General features: G+C 68.9%; 12 protein-coding genes. 4 read left to right on the top strand and 8 right to left on the bottom strand.

Annotation, left to right across the window (positions count from 1 at the left end):
* Positions 1-84: 84 nt before the first annotated feature.
* The 7 genes from ACWEKM_RS25805 to ACWEKM_RS25775 all read right to left on the bottom strand — a co-directional run bounded on the left by ACWEKM_RS25805 (position 85) and on the right by ACWEKM_RS25775 (position 10,812).
* On the bottom strand, positions 85-1,233 hold the full coding sequence (locus ACWEKM_RS25805) for an ABC transporter ATP-binding protein (RefSeq protein ID WP_451623602.1): 1,149 nt from the start codon (positions 1,231-1,233) through the stop codon (positions 85-87).
* Positions 1,226-2,287, bottom strand: coding sequence for an ABC transporter ATP-binding protein (locus ACWEKM_RS25800; protein WP_451623601.1), 1,062 nt, complete (start codon positions 2,285-2,287; stop codon positions 1,226-1,228). Before ACWEKM_RS25800 ends, ACWEKM_RS25805 begins: the two co-directional genes overlap by 8 nt.
* A gap of 11 nt (positions 2,288-2,298) precedes the next feature.
* A complete protein-coding gene (locus ACWEKM_RS25795) occupies positions 2,299-3,237 on the bottom strand; it encodes an ABC transporter permease (protein ID WP_451623600.1) in 939 nt (312 codons plus the stop codon).
* A complete protein-coding gene (locus tag ACWEKM_RS25790) occupies positions 3,230-4,156 on the bottom strand; it encodes an ABC transporter permease (RefSeq protein ID WP_451623599.1) in 927 nt (308 codons plus the stop codon). The genes ACWEKM_RS25795 and ACWEKM_RS25790 overlap by 8 nt, the downstream gene beginning before the upstream one ends.
* 147 nt (positions 4,157-4,303) lie before the next feature.
* Positions 4,304-5,932: a peptide ABC transporter substrate-binding protein gene (locus ACWEKM_RS25785; RefSeq protein WP_451623598.1), complete on the bottom strand. Its 1,629-nt coding sequence runs from the start codon at positions 5,930-5,932 to the stop codon at positions 4,304-4,306.
* A gap of 656 nt (positions 5,933-6,588) precedes the next feature.
* A complete protein-coding gene (gene typA / locus ACWEKM_RS25780; protein WP_451623597.1) occupies positions 6,589-8,505 on the bottom strand; it encodes a translational GTPase TypA in 1,917 nt (638 codons plus the stop codon).
* A 138-nt stretch (positions 8,506-8,643) separates the two neighbouring features.
* Entirely contained in the window at positions 8,644-10,812 is a 2,169-nt protein-coding gene (locus ACWEKM_RS25775) for an ABC transporter substrate-binding protein (RefSeq protein WP_451623596.1), read from the bottom strand.
* A gap of 320 nt (positions 10,813-11,132) precedes the next feature.
* Here ACWEKM_RS25775 and ACWEKM_RS25770 point away from each other — a divergent pair, with 320 nt between their 5' ends.
* The 4 genes from ACWEKM_RS25770 to ACWEKM_RS25755 all read left to right on the top strand — a co-directional run bounded on the left by ACWEKM_RS25770 (position 11,133) and on the right by ACWEKM_RS25755 (position 15,106).
* Complete coding sequence (locus ACWEKM_RS25770; protein ID WP_451623595.1) at positions 11,133-11,423, top strand: hypothetical protein; 291 nt, start codon at positions 11,133-11,135, stop codon at positions 11,421-11,423.
* A gap of 71 nt (positions 11,424-11,494) precedes the next feature.
* On the top strand, positions 11,495-12,316 hold the full coding sequence (locus ACWEKM_RS25765; RefSeq protein WP_451623594.1) for a hypothetical protein: 822 nt from the start codon (positions 11,495-11,497) through the stop codon (positions 12,314-12,316).
* Between the two features lie 19 nt (positions 12,317-12,335).
* Positions 12,336-14,333 (top strand): fumarate reductase/succinate dehydrogenase flavoprotein subunit, encoded by a 1,998-nt coding sequence (locus tag ACWEKM_RS25760; protein ID WP_451623593.1) that lies wholly within the window; start codon positions 12,336-12,338, stop codon positions 14,331-14,333.
* Positions 14,330-15,106 carry a succinate dehydrogenase/fumarate reductase iron-sulfur subunit gene (locus tag ACWEKM_RS25755; protein WP_451623592.1) on the top strand — a complete coding sequence of 259 codons (777 nt, stop codon included), beginning with the start codon at positions 14,330-14,332 and terminating at the stop codon, positions 15,104-15,106. Before ACWEKM_RS25760 ends, ACWEKM_RS25755 begins: the two co-directional genes overlap by 4 nt.
* Positions 15,107-15,309: 203 nt before the next feature.
* Here the strand turns inward: ACWEKM_RS25755 and ACWEKM_RS25750 are convergent, their stop codons facing one another.
* On the bottom strand, positions 15,310-16,347 hold the full coding sequence (locus ACWEKM_RS25750) for a hypothetical protein (RefSeq protein ID WP_451623591.1): 1,038 nt from the start codon (positions 16,345-16,347) through the stop codon (positions 15,310-15,312).
* Positions 16,348-16,726: the final 379 nt, after the last annotated feature.

The raw sequence follows: 16,726 nt of genomic DNA, 5'->3' as shown, positions 1-16,726 counted from the left end.
AAAACGCCGGTTCCCGGCACCTGGGCGGGTGCCGGGAACCGGGGGCGTGCCGCGTACGGGAACGGGGGGCGTGCCGCGTACGGATCAGGCCGCGTGGACGACGTCCTTCTCCTCGGCGAAGTGACAGGCCGACTCGTGGGCCGCCGGAGTGTCCGAGCCCTTGAAACGCTCGGGGACCGCCAGCAGCGGGACCTCCTGGGAGCACTTGTCCTGGGCCTTCCAGCAGCGGGTGCGGAAGCGGCAGCCCGACGGCGGGTTGGCCGGGGACGGTACGTCACCGGTGAGGATGATCCGTTCGCGGTTCTCGCGGGCGTCCGGGTCCGGCACGGGGACCGCCGACAGCAGCGCCTGGGTGTAGGGGTGCGTCGGGTGGTCGTAGATCTGCTCGTCGGTGCCGATCTCGGCCACCTTGCCGAGGTACATCACCCCGACCCGGTCCGAGATGTGCCGGACGATCGACAGGTCGTGCGCGATGAAGATGTAGGACAGGTTGAACTCGTCCTGGAGCCGCTCCATCAGGTTGATGACCTGCGCCTGGACGGACACGTCCAGGGCCGATACCGGCTCGTCGCAGATGATGATCTCCGGGTTGAGCGCGAGGCCGCGGGCGATGCCGATGCGCTGCCGCTGGCCGCCGGAGAACTGGTGCGGGTACCGGTTGATGTACTCCGGGTTGAGGCCGACGACGTCCAGCAGCTCCTGCACCTTGCGGCGCCGGTCCCCCTTGGGGGCCGCCTCGGGGTGGATGTCGAAGGGCTCGCCGATGATGTCGCCCACCGTCATCCGCGGGTTGAGCGAGGTGTACGGGTCCTGGAAGACCATCTGGATGTTGCGCCGTACGGCCTTCAGGGCGCGCCCGGACAGCTTGGTGATGTCCTGGCCCTTGTAGAAGATCTCGCCGGCCGTCGCGCGCTCCAGGTTCATCACCAGCTTGGCGACGGTCGACTTGCCACAGCCGGACTCACCCACGATGCCCAGGGTCTCGCCCTGGTACAGGTCGAAGGAGACACCGTCTACGGCTTTGACCGCGCCGATCTGACGTTTGAAGAGGATGCCCTGCGTCAGCGGGAAGTGCTTGACGAGGTTGCGCACCTGGAGGATCGGTTCGCCCCGGTCCACCGGGGTGTCGAGGGCGGCGACCGCCTCGTCCTCGGTGTGCACGTCCGCGACCTCCACGTCGGAGACGTTCGACGTCGCGCCTGTCGGCTCGTCGGCTTTGGTCGACTCAGCCATGGATCGTCTCCTTCCAGAAGTGGCACGCGCTGGCGCGGCCCGGCAGTTCCGTGCCGTCGGCCTCGGTCACCGGGACCAGCTGCGGACGCTCGGTACGGCAGATGTCCTGTGCCTTCTCGCAGCGCGGGTTGAAGGCACAGCCGCTCGGCACCTTCAGCAGGTTGGGCGGTAGGCCCTTGATCGCGTATAGCTCCTCGCCCTTCTGGTCCAGGCGCGGGATGGAGTCGAGCAGACCGCGGGTGTAGGGGTGCGCGGGGCGCTTGTACAACTCGTGCACCGGCGCCGTTTCCACGATCCGGCCCGCGTACATCACAGCGATCTTGTCGGCCACGTCCGCCACGACGCCGAGGTCGTGGGTGATGAGGATCAGGCCCATCTGGTAATCACGCTGGAGCTCCGCGAGCAGGTCCATGACCTGGGCCTGGACCGTCACGTCGAGGGCCGTGGTCGGCTCGTCGGCGATGATCAGGTCCGGCTCCAGGGCGAGCGCCATGGCGATCATGATGCGCTGGCGCATACCGCCCGAGAACTGGTGCGGGTAGTCGTTGACGCGGGCCGCTGCGGCCGGGATCTTGACCCGCTCCATCAGCTCGATGGACTTGGCCTTGGCGTCCTTCTTGGACAGGCCCTGGTGGACGCGGAACATCTCGCCGAGTTGGAAGCCCACGGAGAGCACGGGGTTCAGCGAGGAGAGGGCGTCCTGGAAGATCATCGCGATTCGGGCGCCGCGCAGCTTGCGCCGCTCCTCGCCGGACATGGTGAGCATGTCCTGGCCGTAGAAGCGGATCTCCCCCTTGGGGATACGGGCCGGCGGCATGTCGAGAATGCCCATGATCGCCTGCGCGGTCACGGACTTGCCGGAGCCGGACTCGCCGAGCACGGCGAGTGTCTCGCCGGAATTCACGGAGTAGTTGACGCCGTTGACGGCGCGGACCACGCCCTCACGGGTCTGGAACTCGACGTGCAGATCACGCACTTCGAGCAGCGGACCGGTCCGGTCGGGGTCGCCGGGGCGCGGAGCCGGGACGGCGTCCGTCGGGTCGATGATGGTCACGTACGCCTCCCTCAGCGCGTCTTGGGGTCGAAGGCGTCGCGAACCACGTCGCCGAGCACGATGAACGCCAACACGGTGATGGACAGGGCACCTGCCGGGAACAGCAGGGCGTGCGGGCTGGTCAGGAACCGGTCCTGGGCGTCGCTGATCATGACGCCCCAGGAGATGTTCGGGTACTGGATGCCGATGCCCAGGTAGGACAGGGCGGCCTCAGCAGCGATGTAGACACCCAGGTTCATCGTGGTGACGACGATGACCGGGGCGAGCGTGTTCGGCAGGATGTGCCGGAACGCGATCCGCCCCGAGTCCGCGCCCAGCGCCCGGGCAGCCATCACATAGTCGTTGTACTTGTTGCCGATGACCTCGCCGCGCATGATCCTGAAGACTTGCGGCCAGCCGAGGATCGCCATGATGAACGACACCGACCAGACGTCGCCGCCGCCCCAGATCGACATGATCAGCAGACCGCCGACGATGAGCGGCAGGGCGGAGAACACTTCGGTGATACGGGACAGCAGCGCGTCGATCCAGCCACCGACCAGACCGGACAGCATGCCCAGCAGACCGCCGAGCAGCGTGGTGGCCACGGTCGTGACCACGCCGACGACGATCGAGTTGCGGGCGCCGTACACGGTACGCGTGTAGATGTCACAGCCCTGGACGTCGTAGCCGAAGAGGTGCCCGGAGGACGGTCCGTTCATGGAGTTCTGGAGCTGGCAGAAGCCGTCCGAGAACGGGGAGCGGCCCGTGAACAGGCTGGGCGCGATCGCCAGGGCGAGCAGGCACACGATGATGAAGGCCGTCACGAGGAACATGGGCCGCTTGCGCAGATCCGCCCAGCCGTCCTTGAGCAGGCTCGCCTGCCGGGCCGCGGCCTTCTCCTCGGCCTCGATCTCCTTGGCGATGGCGGCCTCGTCGGTGGTGGGCCGCTCTATCGTGTTCTCACTCATAGCGGATCCTCGGGTCGAGCACGGCATACAGCAGGTCTACGAGGAGGTTGGCGCCCAGGTAGATCAGGACGAGCAGGGTCACCAGACCGACGACGACGGGCCGTTCGCGCAGATAGACGGACTGGGCCAGCTGGCCGCCGATGCCGGGCATGTTGAACACGCGCTCGGTGATGATCGCACCACCCATGAGAGCACCGAGGTCGAAGCCCAGGAAGGTGACCACCGGAATGAGGGAGTTGCGCAGCGCGTGCACGCCGATGACGCGCCGCTGCGGCAGACCCTTGGCGATCGCCGTACGGACGTAGTCCGCGCGGACCGACTCCGTCATGCTCGTCCGCACCAGGCGGGCGATATAGGCCATCGAGGTCGAGGCGAGCACGATGGCGGGAAGGATGTAACTCTGCGGCCAGCCCTTGTCGATGCCGGCGACCGGAGTGAACTTGAGCTTCACGCCGAACTCCAGCTGGAGCACGCTACCGAGCACGAAGACGGGGATCGAGATCAGGACGAGCGTCGAGATCAGCACGACGTTGTCGATGAACTTGCCCTTCTTCAGGGCGGAGAAGATGCCCGCGACGATGCCGATGACGGCCTCGATGGCGAACGCGGTCAGCCCCAGCTTCAGGGTGACGGGGAACCGCTGGGAGACGATGTCCGAGATGGCACGTCCGTTGTACGTCTCGCCGAGGTCACCGGTGAAGACGCCGCTGATGTAGTGCCAGTACTGCTGGTAAAGCGGTTCGTTGAGGTGGTACTGCGCGCGAAGGATCGCCGCGATGTTGGGATCGGCGCGCTTGTCGCCGGCCAGTGCCTGGATCGGGTCGCCGGGCAGAGCGAAGACCAGGCAGAAGATGATGAACGTGACGCCTATCACCACAGGGATCACCTGCAGGAGGCGGCGCACGACGTATCGGCCCATGGGTACTCCAGAGGGGGGACTCGGCCCGACCGCAGCCGGAGGGGATCGGCACGGTCGGACGGGAGACGGCAGCAGGAGTGAGCAGCGGAAGGCCATTCCTCCCCCTGCTCACCCCGTGACGCTGTGTCAGGAATGCTCAGATCCTGGTCAGCTGAGCTTTACCGTGTCCCACAAGATGTTGTGGCCGGCGATCTTCATCGACTTGATCTTGTCGCTGAAGCCGGAGTTCAGGGTGTAGAAGTACACCGGGATGTACGGCATGTCCTTGAACAGGATGTCGTCCGCCTCCTGGTACTTCTTCACCGCTTCCTCGTGCGTCGGAGCCTGGTCGCCCTGGACGAGCAGCTTCTCGAAGTCCTCGTTGATGTAACCCGAGTAGTTGGAGCCGTTGGCGATGGCCTCCTTCGAGAAGATCGGGCGGAGGTAGTTCTCCGCGTCCGGGTAGTCCATGTTCCATGCCATACGGAACGCGCCCTGGTACTTCTTGGCGTCCAGGTCGTTCAGGATGGTCTGGAACTGCTCGAACGGCTTGGCCGTGACCTTGATGCCCAGGTTCTGCTGGATCTGGTTGGCGACCGCCTCGACCCACGCCTTGTGGTCACCGTCCGCGTTGTAACCGATCTCCAGCGTGTTGCCCGGCAGGCCCCCGCTCGCCTTGTAGAGCTCCTTGGCCTTGGCCGGGTTCAGCGTGCAGGCGTCGCCGCAGGCGCCCTTGCGGTAGCCGTCGACGATCGGGCTGATGTAGTCGTCCGCGGGCGTACGGGCGCCGAGGAAGATCTTCGAGGTGATCGTCTTGCGGTCGATCGACATGGAGATGGCCTTGCGGAGGTCCGCGTTCTGGAAGGCCTTGTTGTACTTGATCGGGAAGCCGATGTAACCGACACCGGAGTCGGCCTCGTCGATGTAACGGCCCGGCAGGTCCTTGTGGTACGTCGGCAGGCCCGAGTTGGGGATGACGATCTGGACGTCGAGGTTACCGGCGACGAGGTCCTTGTAGGAGGTGTCCAGGTTCGAATAGATCTTGAAGTGGACACCCTTGACCTCGATCTTCGAGGCGTCCGGGTACTTGTCGTACTTCGCGGTGTCGATCCCTTCGTTGTGCTTGAACGTGCCCTTGATCTTGAAGGGACCGTTGCCGATCGGGGCCTCGCCGAAGCCCTTCGGGTCCTTGAAGAACGCCTTGGGCAGCGGCACGAACCCGGAGAACGACAGCTGCGCCGGGAACGCCGAGAACGCACCGTTCAGGGTGACCTGGAGGGTGTTGTCGTCGACGACCTTCAGACCGGACAGCTTGTCGGTCCTGGGCTTCTTGCCCTCGCCCGGGTTCAGGTCCGCATAGCCCTGGATGTGGCTGAACAGCGGGTTGGTCTGCTGAGCGTTCGTCTGGTTGGCGCCGTAGTTCCAGGCGTCGGCGAAGGACTGGGCGGTGACCTTCTCGCCGTTGTGGAACGTGTAGCCCGACTTGAGCTTGATCACCCAGACCTTGTTGTCCTTGGACTCGATCGACTCCGCCATGGCGTTGGCGACCTTGTTGTCGGCGCCAAGCTTGGTCAGACCCGTGAAGAGGGCGTTGATGACCTGGCCGCCCTCGGTCTCGTACGTGTTGGTGGGGACCAGGCTGTTCTGCGGTTCGCCGATCTCCACCGACACGACGCCGTTGCCCTTGCCCTTGCCACTGCCCGAGCTGCCGTCGTCCCCGCCACCGCCACAGGCCGTCGCGCCCAGCGCCACAACGGCGGCTATCGCAACCCACTTGGCGCTCTTGGCACCACGCATGGGGCTCCTCCTCATGAGTCCATTGATTCACCGCAGAAGGAAGCACACGACACTTCGCCGTCACCGGCGCCTGAAACCATGAGGTGCACTCCCCGCGCTCGCAGGTCGGCGCCGCCTCCAGCGCATGACCCGTTGATTCGAGCTCTACGCGCCTAACTATCTGCCATGGGCGAAGACCGAACCACATCCGTAAGGTCTCGGTTCGATCACACCTGGCGCGAACATCTTCCAAAATCCGGACAAAGGGTTTGCTGAAAGATCCCTGCGAAACGGACTTGTTACACATCTATCGGCTCCGAGTGTCCGCATTCCGGACGCTCGGACCGGAAATCCGGTTGCGGTGAGACTCTGCTTCGTGCGGGGTCCATCCGGCGTACCCGCACACCGTGCGAATCGGACAACGGGCATGACGCCGAGGCCCCGAGGCCGTCCGGCGCGCGCCGGAGGCACAGCGGCCAAAGACTAGTGGGAGTCGGTCACGCCGTGCCGACTCCCGAGCGGATCCAAGGGTTTTCCCTAGAGCACAACAGAGCGCAACAGAGGACAACGGGGACACCAGGGGGCCGTAGAAGGTCAGGACATGGCGAGAGGGCCCGGCGCTCCCCGAGGGAGGCCCGGCCCTCTCGTGGCTCAGGACCCGTGGACCGCGTCCGGACTCAGCCGTGCTTGGCGCGGCTCGCGGCGCGGGCCCGCTCGCGGGCGTCCAGGTTCACCTTGCGGATGCGGACCGCCTCCGGGGTCACCTCGACGCACTCGTCGTCGCGGCAGAACTCCAGCGACTGCTCCAGCGACAGCTTGCGCGGCGGCACGATCGACTCGGCCACGTCGGCCGTCGACGACCGCATGTTGGTGAGCTTCTTCTCCTTGGTGATGTTCACGTCCATGTCGTCGGAGCGCGAATTCTCGCCGACGATCATGCCCTCGTACACCTCGGTGCCCGGCTCGATGAACAGCACGCCGCGCTCCTGGAGGTTGGTCATGGCGAACGCGGTGACGGCACCGGCCCGGTCGGCGACCAGCGAGCCGTTGTTACGGGTCTGCAGCGGGCCGAACCAGGGCTCGTGGCCCTCGTGGATGGAGTGGCCGATGCCCGTGCCGCGGGTCTGGGTCAGAAACTCCGTACGGAAGCCGATCAGGCCGCGCGAGGGCACCACGAACTCCATACGGACCCAGCCCGAGCCGTGGTTGGACATGTTGTCCATCCGGCCCTTGCGGACGCCCATGAGCTGGGTGACCGCGCCCATGTGCTCCTCGGGCACGTCGATCGTCATGCGCTCGACCGGCTCGTAGACCTTGCCCTCGACGTCCTTGGTGACGACCTGCGGCTTGCCGACCGTCAGCTCGTAGCCCTCGCGGCGCATCTGCTCGACCAGGATGGCCAGCGCCAGCTCACCGCGGCCCTGCACCTCCCAGGCGTCCGGACGCTCGGTCTCCAGCACACGCAGCGAGACATTGCCGATCAGCTCGCGGTCGAGGCGGTCCTTGACCTGGCGGGCGGTGACCTTGCGGTCCTTGACGGCCGCCTTGTTCTCGGCGCCCTTGCCGGTGCCGCCGCGGCCGACCAGCGGAGAGGTGTTGGTGCCGATGACCATGGAGATCGCGGGCTCGTCCACCGTGATCAGCGGCAGCGCGACCGGGTTCTCCGGGTCCGCCAGGGTCTCGCCGATCATGATGTCGGGGATGCCGGCGACGGCACAGATGTCGCCCGGCCCGGCCTTCTCGGCGGGCTTGCGGGTGAGCGCCTCAGTCATCATCAGCTCGCTGATGCGCACGTTGCCGATCGAGCCGTCGCGCTTGATCCAGGCGACCGTCTGGCCCTTGCGCAGCTCGCCCTGCTCGACCCGGAGCAGCGCGATACGGCCGAGGAAGTTGTCCGCGTCCAGGTTGGTGACATGGGCCTGGAGCGGGGCCTCCTCGTCATAGGTGGGGGCCGGGATGTGCTCCAGGATCGTGGAGAAGAACGGCTCCAGGCTGGTGGAGTCGGTGGGGACGGTGCCGTTGTCCGGCTTGGTCAGCGAGGCGATGCCGTCGCGGCCGCAGGCGTAGACGATCGGGAACTCGATCTGCTCCTCGTCCGCGTCCAGGTCCAGGAACAGGTCGTAGGTCTCGTTGACGACCTCGTCGATGCGGGCGTCGGGCCGGTCCGTCTTGTTGATGCACAGGATGACGGGCAGCCGGGCCTGGAGCGCCTTGCGCAGCACGAAGCGGGTCTGCGGCAGCGGGCCCTCGGAGGCGTCCACGAGCAGCACGACACCGTCGACCATCGACAGACCGCGCTCGACCTCGCCGCCGAAGTCGGCGTGGCCGGGGGTGTCGATGATGTTGATGGTGATCAGGTCCCCGCCGTCCTTGGGGTGATACTTCACCGCCGTGTTCTTGGCGAGGATCGTGATGCCCTTCTCACGCTCCAGGTCGTTCGAGTCCATGACGCGATCGTCGACCTGGTCGAGCTGGTGGGCGGCGAAGGCGCCGGCCTGCTTGAGCATGCCGTCGACGATGGTGGTCTTGCCGTGGTCGACGTGGGCGACGATGGCGACGTTGCGGATGTCGTGACGCGTCGTGGTCACAGCCATAGTGCGGCGTACTCCCGGGGTGTGAGGAAGGCCCTCGCGCCGGTTGGTGCGGCGCGGGCCCTGCCGGGCTTGACACGCCACGGCCTCACCCCATGTTACGTGCCGCCGCGGGCGGGGACCTCCTCAGCCCCGGGGGTCTCAGTCACCGGACGGTCCGGGCGCCGCCTTCGCCCCCTTCTTCAGGAATCCCATGTCCTCGTAGAGGGGCGTCTGGAACCCGAAGGAACCCGCGTTGACCAGGTTCTTGCGTACGGCGGTGAGCTGCGGGCGCTGGTAGAGCGGGATGGAACCGGCCGCGGCCCAGATGTGGGAGTCGGCCTTGTGGATCAGCGAGCGCGACTCGTCCTCGTCGAGCGTGGCGACGGCCTGGTCGAAGAGCTGGTCGACCTGGTCGGTGCCGATCCGGGTGTAGTTCTGCTCGACGTTCACCGAGCCGTCGGCGGCCGGGACCGGCTTGGCGTAGATCGGGCGGGCGTCGGTGGCGGGGAAGGCGGAGGACGGCCAGGAGTACAGGGCGAGGTCGTACTGGCCGGAGGCAATGTGATCCTTGAAGTAGCTCTCGTCCGGGACCTTGGTGATCTCCGTGACGATGCCGACCTTGTCCAGCATCTGCGAGATCCGGTCGGCGACGGCCCGCAGGGACTCCGAGCCGGGGCCCGAGGGGAGCACGAAGCGGAGCGTGAGCGCCTTGCCGTCCTTGGCGAGCGGCCCGGACGCGGCGGCCGGCGCGGCGGTGCCCCGCGGGGCGTACGCACCGGGCGCCCCGCCCTGCGGCGGGTGCTTGTCGGGGTGCTGTCCGCCGTCCTGGACGAGGCGCTCGCCGCCCTCGCCGCCCGGCTCCGTCACGCTGCGCTTCTCCGCACGCTCCGCGGGGACCTGGGGGACCTCGGGGTCCTTCGCGTCGTCCCCTGCGGCCCGGTGTGGTGGCTTGTTGTCGCCCGTGGCCCCGTGCGGCGGCTTGTCGTCATCGCCGACGACGTAGGTGCCCTCCTCGCCGCCCTCGGACTCCTTGTCCGCCTGGGCGCCGGCCGCCTTGTCCGGTTTCTTCTCCGTGATCGGACCGCCGGGCACCCACCCGGCGTCCGCGAGCAGGGACTGCGCCTCCGCGGTGTCCTGGCTGCCCAGGGAGCCGCTGCCGTCGGCGTAGGCGGGCTGGCCGGACAGGGCGAGGTGGCTGCCGACCGGGACGGCGGGCAGGCCGAGGGGGCCGAGCACCACCTTGGCGAGCCCCTTGCGGTCGAGGGCGCGGGCGACGGCACGGCGCACCCGCTCGTCCGCGAGGGGACCCTCGGAGCCGTTGAGGGCGAGTTGGGTGTAGGCGGGCTCCAGGGACTTGCGGACCTCGATGTCGCTCATCAGGGCGTCCTGCTCGCGCAGCTTCTTCGCGGAGGTGCGTCCGGCGCCCTGGAGGGGGGCGCCGCCGCTGCCCTGCCCGGCGCTTCTGATCCGCTCGACGTCCGCGGGGTCGATGTCGGCGAGGTCCACGGTGCCGTTGGCCAGCGCGGTGGCCCGCTGGTCGTGGGGCACGGTATGGAGCACGATCTCGGACAGCTTCGCGGGGTGCCCCCACCAGCGCGGGTTGCGGGTGAGGACGATGTCCCGGGCCTGGGTGTCGACCTTGTCCAGCCGGAACGGCCCGGCGGTGACCTTGAGCCCGCGGCGCGCGCCGTCGTTGAAGGCGTCGGGGGTGCCCATGACGTCCTTCGGGTACAGCGGCGAGAACAGTGACTTCCAGTCGGCGTACGGGCGGCTGAAGGTGACCCGGACCTCCAGGTCGTTGGCGCCGCGTTCGATCTTCTCGATGCGGTCGTACCCGGCGTTGCGGGCGGTCCAGTAGGCGGTGTCCTTGCCGGACAGGGCGCGCCACTGGGCGGCGAAGTCGGCGGCGCCGATCTCCCGGCCGTCGCTCCACACGGCCTGCTGGTCCAGCTTGTAGAGGACGACCTGGCGGGGCTCGGTCTCGATGACCTTGGCGGACTCCAGGTAGTCGGGGTTGCGGACCGGGCTGCCGTTCGCGTCGAGGCGGAACATCGACGGCAGGACGGCCTGGGCGACCCGGTTGGTGCCCGTGTCGGCGTCGGCCTGGAAGGTGTTCAGGGTCTCGGGCAGCGCGTCCACGGCCCAGCGCAGGGTGCCGCCGTCGGTGACCTTGTCGCGGGAGACGGCGGCGATGTCCTGTGCGGCCAGTGGACTGCTCGCCTCGTCGTCGGAGCCGCAACCGGCGAGGACGGACACCACGAGCGTGCCCGCGGTGAGGAAGGCGGCCGAGCGCATGATCGCGTGCGGTCCGACGCCGACATGGGACATCGTGCTACCTCCGGGGAGCCCGGTGACAAAGGTGGGTTCTGATCACGTTTGGCGGTATTTTGGAGCTGATCAGATCTATGGACCCACTGAAGAGGAAAGGGTTCGTCGGCCGGGGGCGACACGGCGGCGCGGGCTGCCAAGCCACCCGTGCGGCGCAACACGCGCCCCGGCGCACAGAGCGCGTGCGGGCGTGCGGTGATGGGCCACGATTCGCCAATCGCTGCACACGCCTTCACATCGGCAGGTGTGACGCGCAACACTCGCAGGCGCATGAACGTTGCCGCCTGGGACCGAGAGGTCCGTGGAAGTGAGGTCACGTCATGTCCATGAACGACGACCTGACGTCGGTCCAGCGCTGCCTCGACGAGCTGTTCCGGTCCGTCGGCCGCCTGGAGCAGCAGCTCGGGCGCGGCGGACTGGAGATGCGCCGCGTCCGCGCCGACGCCGATCACCTGCGCGAGAGCGTGGCACTGCTGCGGGAGGCGGCCCCCGGGCGCTCCCAGCCGCGCCGCCCCGATCTCGTCACCATCTCCGACGCACCGTACGACGTCAGCCTGTGGACGGACTCGGACGACGAAGGTCTCGGCGCCCGCGACCGCCACGCCCCCTAGGCGCGACCGCCACCGCCTCCCCCGGGAGGCAACCGCGGGCCCCGCCATCCGAACCCGACCGGAGTCATCCATTGGCCACTGGTACGGAACCTCCCAGCACCGGCGGCGGCGTACGCACCCGTACGCGCGCCGCGATCGCCGCACCGCATCTGCGGACCGACCGCTGGTGGCTGGCCCCGGCCGGCACCGCGGCCGGCCTGCTCGCCTTCATCGTGTACTCGACCTGGCGGGCCTTCGCCAACGCGGACTACTACGCGGCGCCGTATGTCTCGCCGTTCTACTCGCCCTGCCTGGCGGAGAACTGCACGACGATGCACGCCGGCCCGAACGCCGACCTCTTCGGCAGCTGGTGGGCGATCTCCCCCGCGATCATCATCCTGATCTTCCCGCTCGGCTTCCGCCTGACCTGCTACTACTACCGCAAGGCGTACTACCGCGGTTTCTGGGCGTCCCCGCCGGCCTGCGCGGTCGCCGAGCCGCACAAGAAGTACACCGGCGAGACCCGCTTCCCGCTGATCCTGCAGAACCTCCACCGGTACTTCTTCTACGCCGCGCTCCTGGTCGCCGGGGTCCTCACCTACGACACCGTGCTGTCCTTCCGCGACGCGCACTACCGGTGGGGCCACATGGGTCTCGGCACCCTGGTGTTCCTGGCCAACATCGTGCTGATCTGGGCGTACACCCTGTCCTGCCACTCCTGCCGGCACATCGTCGGCGGCAAGCTCAGACACTTCTCCCAGCACCCGGTGCGCTATCGGGCGTGGCAGTTCGTCGGCCGGCTCAACGCCCGTCACATGCAGCTGGCCTGGGCGTCGCTGATGAGCGTGGCGCTCGCCGACTTCTATGTGTACCTGCTCGCCTCCGGCGCCTTCGACGATCCGCGCTTCTTCTAGATTGGGGTAGGGCCTACTGATGTCCGTGGTCGACCGACAGGAGTGGGACGTCGTCGTGATCGGCGCCGGCGGTGCCGGGCTGCGCGCCGCGATCGAGGCGCGGGAGCGCGGCGCCCGTACGGCGGTGATCTGCAAGTCGCTGTTCGGCAAGGCGCACACGGTGATGGCCGAGGGCGGCATCGCGGCGGCGATGGCCAACGTCAACGAGAACGACACCTGGCAGGTGCACTTCCGCGACACCATGCGCGGCGGCAAGTTCCTCAACCAGTGGCGGATGGCCGAGCTGCACGCGCGGGAGGCCCCGGACCGGGTGTGGGAGCTGGAGACCTGGGGCGCGCTGTTCGACCGTACGAAGGACGGGAAGATCTCGCAGCGCAACTTCGGCGGCCACGAGTACCCGCGCCTCGCGCACGTCGGCGACCGCACCGGCCTGGAGCTGATCCGCACCCTCCAGCAGAAGGTCGTCGCCCTCCAGCAGGAGGACCACCGCGTCACCGGCGACTACGAGTCCCGGCTGAAGATCTTCCAGGAGTGCACGGTCACCAGGATTCTCAAGGACGGGGAGCGAAGCGAGATGGGGGTCCCCCCGGCCGAAGGCCGGGGGGAGGTTTCGGGCGTCTTCGCCTACGACCGCGAGACCGGCCGCTTCTTCGTCCTGAAGGCGCCCGCCGTGGTGATCGCCACCGGCGGCATCGGCAAGTCCTTCAAGGTCACGTCGAACTCGTGGGAGTACACCGGCGACGGGCACGCGCTCGCGCTGCTCGCCGGGGCGCCGCTGCTGAACATGGAGTTCGTGCAGTTCCACCCGACGGGCATGGTCTGGCCGCCGTCCGTGAAGGGCATCCTCGTCACCGAGTCGGTGCGCGGCGACGGCGGCGTGCTGCGCAACTCCGACGGCAAGCGGTTCATGTTCGACTACATCCCCGATGTCTTCAAGGAGAAGTACGCCGAGTCCGAGGAGGAGGGCGACCGCTGGTACGACGATCCGGACCACAACCGGCGTCCCCCCGAGCTGCTCCCCCGCGACGAGGTCGCCCGCGCCATCAACGCCGAGGTCAAGGCGGGCCGCGGCTCCCCGCACGGCGGGGTGTTCCTGGATGTGTCGACCCGGATGCCCGCCGAGGTGATCCGGCGCCGACTGCCGTCCATGTATCACCAGTTCAAGGAACTGGCCGACGTCGACATCACCGCGGAGCCGATGGAGGTCGGGCCGACCTGCCACTACGTGATGGGCGGCATCGCGGTCGACTCCGACACGGCGGCGGCACGCGGCGTGCCCGGCCTGTACGCGGCCGGTGAGGTGGCCGGCGGCATGCACGGCTCCAACCGGCTCGGCGGCAACTCGCTCTCCGACCTGCTGGTCTTCGGGCGCCGGGCCGGCCTGCACGCGGCGGAGCACGCGGCGGCGTCGGCGGACGACCGCCCGCGGGTGTCCGACGAGCAGGTCGACGCGGCGGCGGCGGAGGCGCTGCGGCCGTTCTCCGCGGGCGGCGGCGCGATGGCGGCGGACGGCGAGGCGGCGGACGGCCCGCCGGAGAATCCGTACACCCTGCACCAGGAACTGCAGCAGACGATGAACGACCTGGTCGGCATCATCCGCCGCGAGCAGGAGATGGAGCAGGCCCTGAAGAAGCTGGCCGAGCTGCGGACGCGGGCGCGGCGGGCCGGCGTCGAGGGGCACCGGCAGTTCAACCCGGGCTGGCACCTCGCCCTCGACCTGCGGAACATGCTGCTGGTCAGCGAGTGCGTGGCACGCGCGGCGCTGGAGCGCACGGAGTCGCGCGGCGGGCACACCCGCGAGGACCGTCCGGCGATGGACCGGGCGTGGCGCAACGTCAACCTGCTGTGCGCGCTCGCCCGCCCCGCCGACGGGCTCGCGGACCCGGACCCGGACCCGGCGCGCGGCCGGATCGCCCTGACCCGCGAGACCACCGAGCCCATCCGCCCCGACCTGCTCGCCCTCTTCGAGAAGGAGGAGCTGGTCAAGTACCTCGCCGAAGAGGAGCTGTACGAGTGAGCAGCTACGAGGCCCGTTTCAAGGTGTGGCGGGGCGATGCCGAGGGCGGCGGCCTGGAGGACTTCCGGGTCGAGGTCAACGACGGCGAAGTGGTCCTGGACATCGTCCACCGCCTCCAGGCCACCCAGGCGCCCGATCTGGCGGTGCGCTGGAACTGCAAGGCGGGCAAGTGCGGTTCGTGCTCCGCCGAGATCAATGGGCAGCCCCGCCTGCTGTGCATGACCCGCATGTCGGTCTTCGGCCGCGACGAGACGATCACCATCACCCCGCTGCGTGCCTTCCCGGTGATCCGCGACCTGGTGACCGACGTCGGCTTCAACTACCAGAAGGCCAGGGAGGTTCCGTCGTTCGTGCCGCCCGCGGACCTCGGTCCGGGCGAGTACCGGATGATGCAGGAGGACGTGGACCGCCCGCAGGAGTTCCGCAAGTGCATCGAGTGCTTCCTGTGCCAGGACACCTGCCATGTCGTACGCGACCACGAGGAGAACAAGAAGGCGTTCGCGGGTCCGCGCTATCTGATGCGCGTCGCCGAGCTGGACATGCACCCGCTGGACGCCGCCGCCGAGGCCGGCCTGGACCGCCGGGCCACGGCCCAGGACGAGCACGGCCTCGGCTACTGCAACATCACCAAGTGCTGCACCGAGGTGTGCCCCGAGGGCATCAGGATCACCGACAACGCGCTGATTCCGATGAAGGAGCGGGCCGTCGACCGCAAGTACGACCCGCTGGTGTGGCTGGGCTCGAAGATCAGGCGGCGGACCGGCGCGAGCTGAGCCCGCCACGGGAAGGGCTGGGAAGGGCTAGCAAGGGCCGGGAGGCGCCGTCGGTCGGCCGCGGCAGCATCGTGGCCGGTCGAGCCCACGCGGCGGAGCCGCACATCTATACAACCCCGCGCCCCTTCGGGCGCGGCCGAAGCGGACTTCGCTCGGCCGGAGCGCCGGAGCGCCGGAGCGCTGGAGCGCTGGAGCGCCGGGAGTCAGCGCACCCAGTCCGACCGGTAGGCCGCCCAGTCCGCCTCCGTCGCGGCGAAGTCCACGTACAGGGCGACGCCGAAGCGGACCCGGTCGGCGTCCGTGCGGGACAGGCCCAGCCGGACGCCCCGGACGGCGGCCGGGACGGTCTCGGCGTGCGCCCAGTGGCCGAAGCGGTTCTCCCGGAAGAAGGGCAGCCCCATCAGCAGGTCGGTGGAGTCCGGGGTGACCTCCAGCGCCAGGGCGGTCTGCTGGGCGACATAGCCGCCGTACAGGCTCTCCAGCGGCTGCATGGTGTCGTACGACATCACGGCGATCTGGTCGACGCGGCGCGCCACCTGACCGAAGTACGCCTGCGACCACCACTTGGGGTGGCCGGCGACCGCGCCGAAGACGGAGTGCAGGGCGGGCAGCGGGTCGATCTGGTGGGCGGCGACGGAGAGCACGGCGCCGTGCCGGCGGGTGACGCGGCGCAGGTCGTCCAGCAGGGAGAGGTAGTCGCGGTCGCCGGAGTGCAGCGGCTCCAGGTCGAAGTGGGCGCCGTCGAACCCGGCGGCGAGGATCCGCCGGGTGCTGCTGACGACCGCCGCTCGGGTCTCGGCGCGCTCCAGGCGCAGCCCGTCGGGGCCCTCGGTGGCCAGTACATCGCCCAGCCATGCCTGGACGCGGACACCGGGGAGTGCGCGGTGCACGGCGTCGATCAGCCAACTCGCCCTCGGATGGGCCGACTTGGGCAGCGTGCCGTCGTGCTCCAGCGGCCCGGAGTGCACATACAGATCACGGATGCCGGTACCGTGCAGCCGCCGCGCGAGCGCCGCGACATCGGCGTCGCCCTTCCGCCCGTCCACCCAGGCGTGCCCGAGCCAGATCGCGTCCTGGTTCCGCGTGTACGTACCGTCGGACGGCTCCCCCGCGTAGTTCACCCGCAGCGCGATCCCGGCGGCCAGCAGGGCCAGCACCACCGCGAGCACCACAAGAACCACCCCACCGACAGCCCGACGCACCCAGCGACGCCGACACGAGGGACGCGAAGTCGCAGGCACGCCGACCACGTCGGATCCCCGACCCGCGGCACCGGGCGCGGCATGGACGGCAGGCGCCCCGGACGCAGCGAGCCCCGCAGAGGCAGCGGACGCCTCAGACACGACCGGTACATCGGGCACAGCCGAGTCCGGGCCCGCGACGGCGTCAGACGCAGCTCGGACGGCAGGCACCCCGGACGCAGCGAGCCCCGCAGAGGCAGCGGACGCCTCAGACACGACCGGTACATCGGGCACAGCCGAATCCCCACCCACCACAGCGTCAGACGCAGCTCGGACGACAGGCACCCCGGACGCAGCGAGCCCCGCAGAGGCAGCGGACGCCTCAGACACGACCGGTACATCGGGCACAGCCGAGTCCGGGCCCGCGACGGCGTCAGAC

Source organism: Streptomyces sp. NPDC004752 (genome assembly GCF_053601275.1).
Note: the sequence above shows the minus strand (reverse complement) of the source record. Positions and strands in the feature narration are given on the sequence as shown.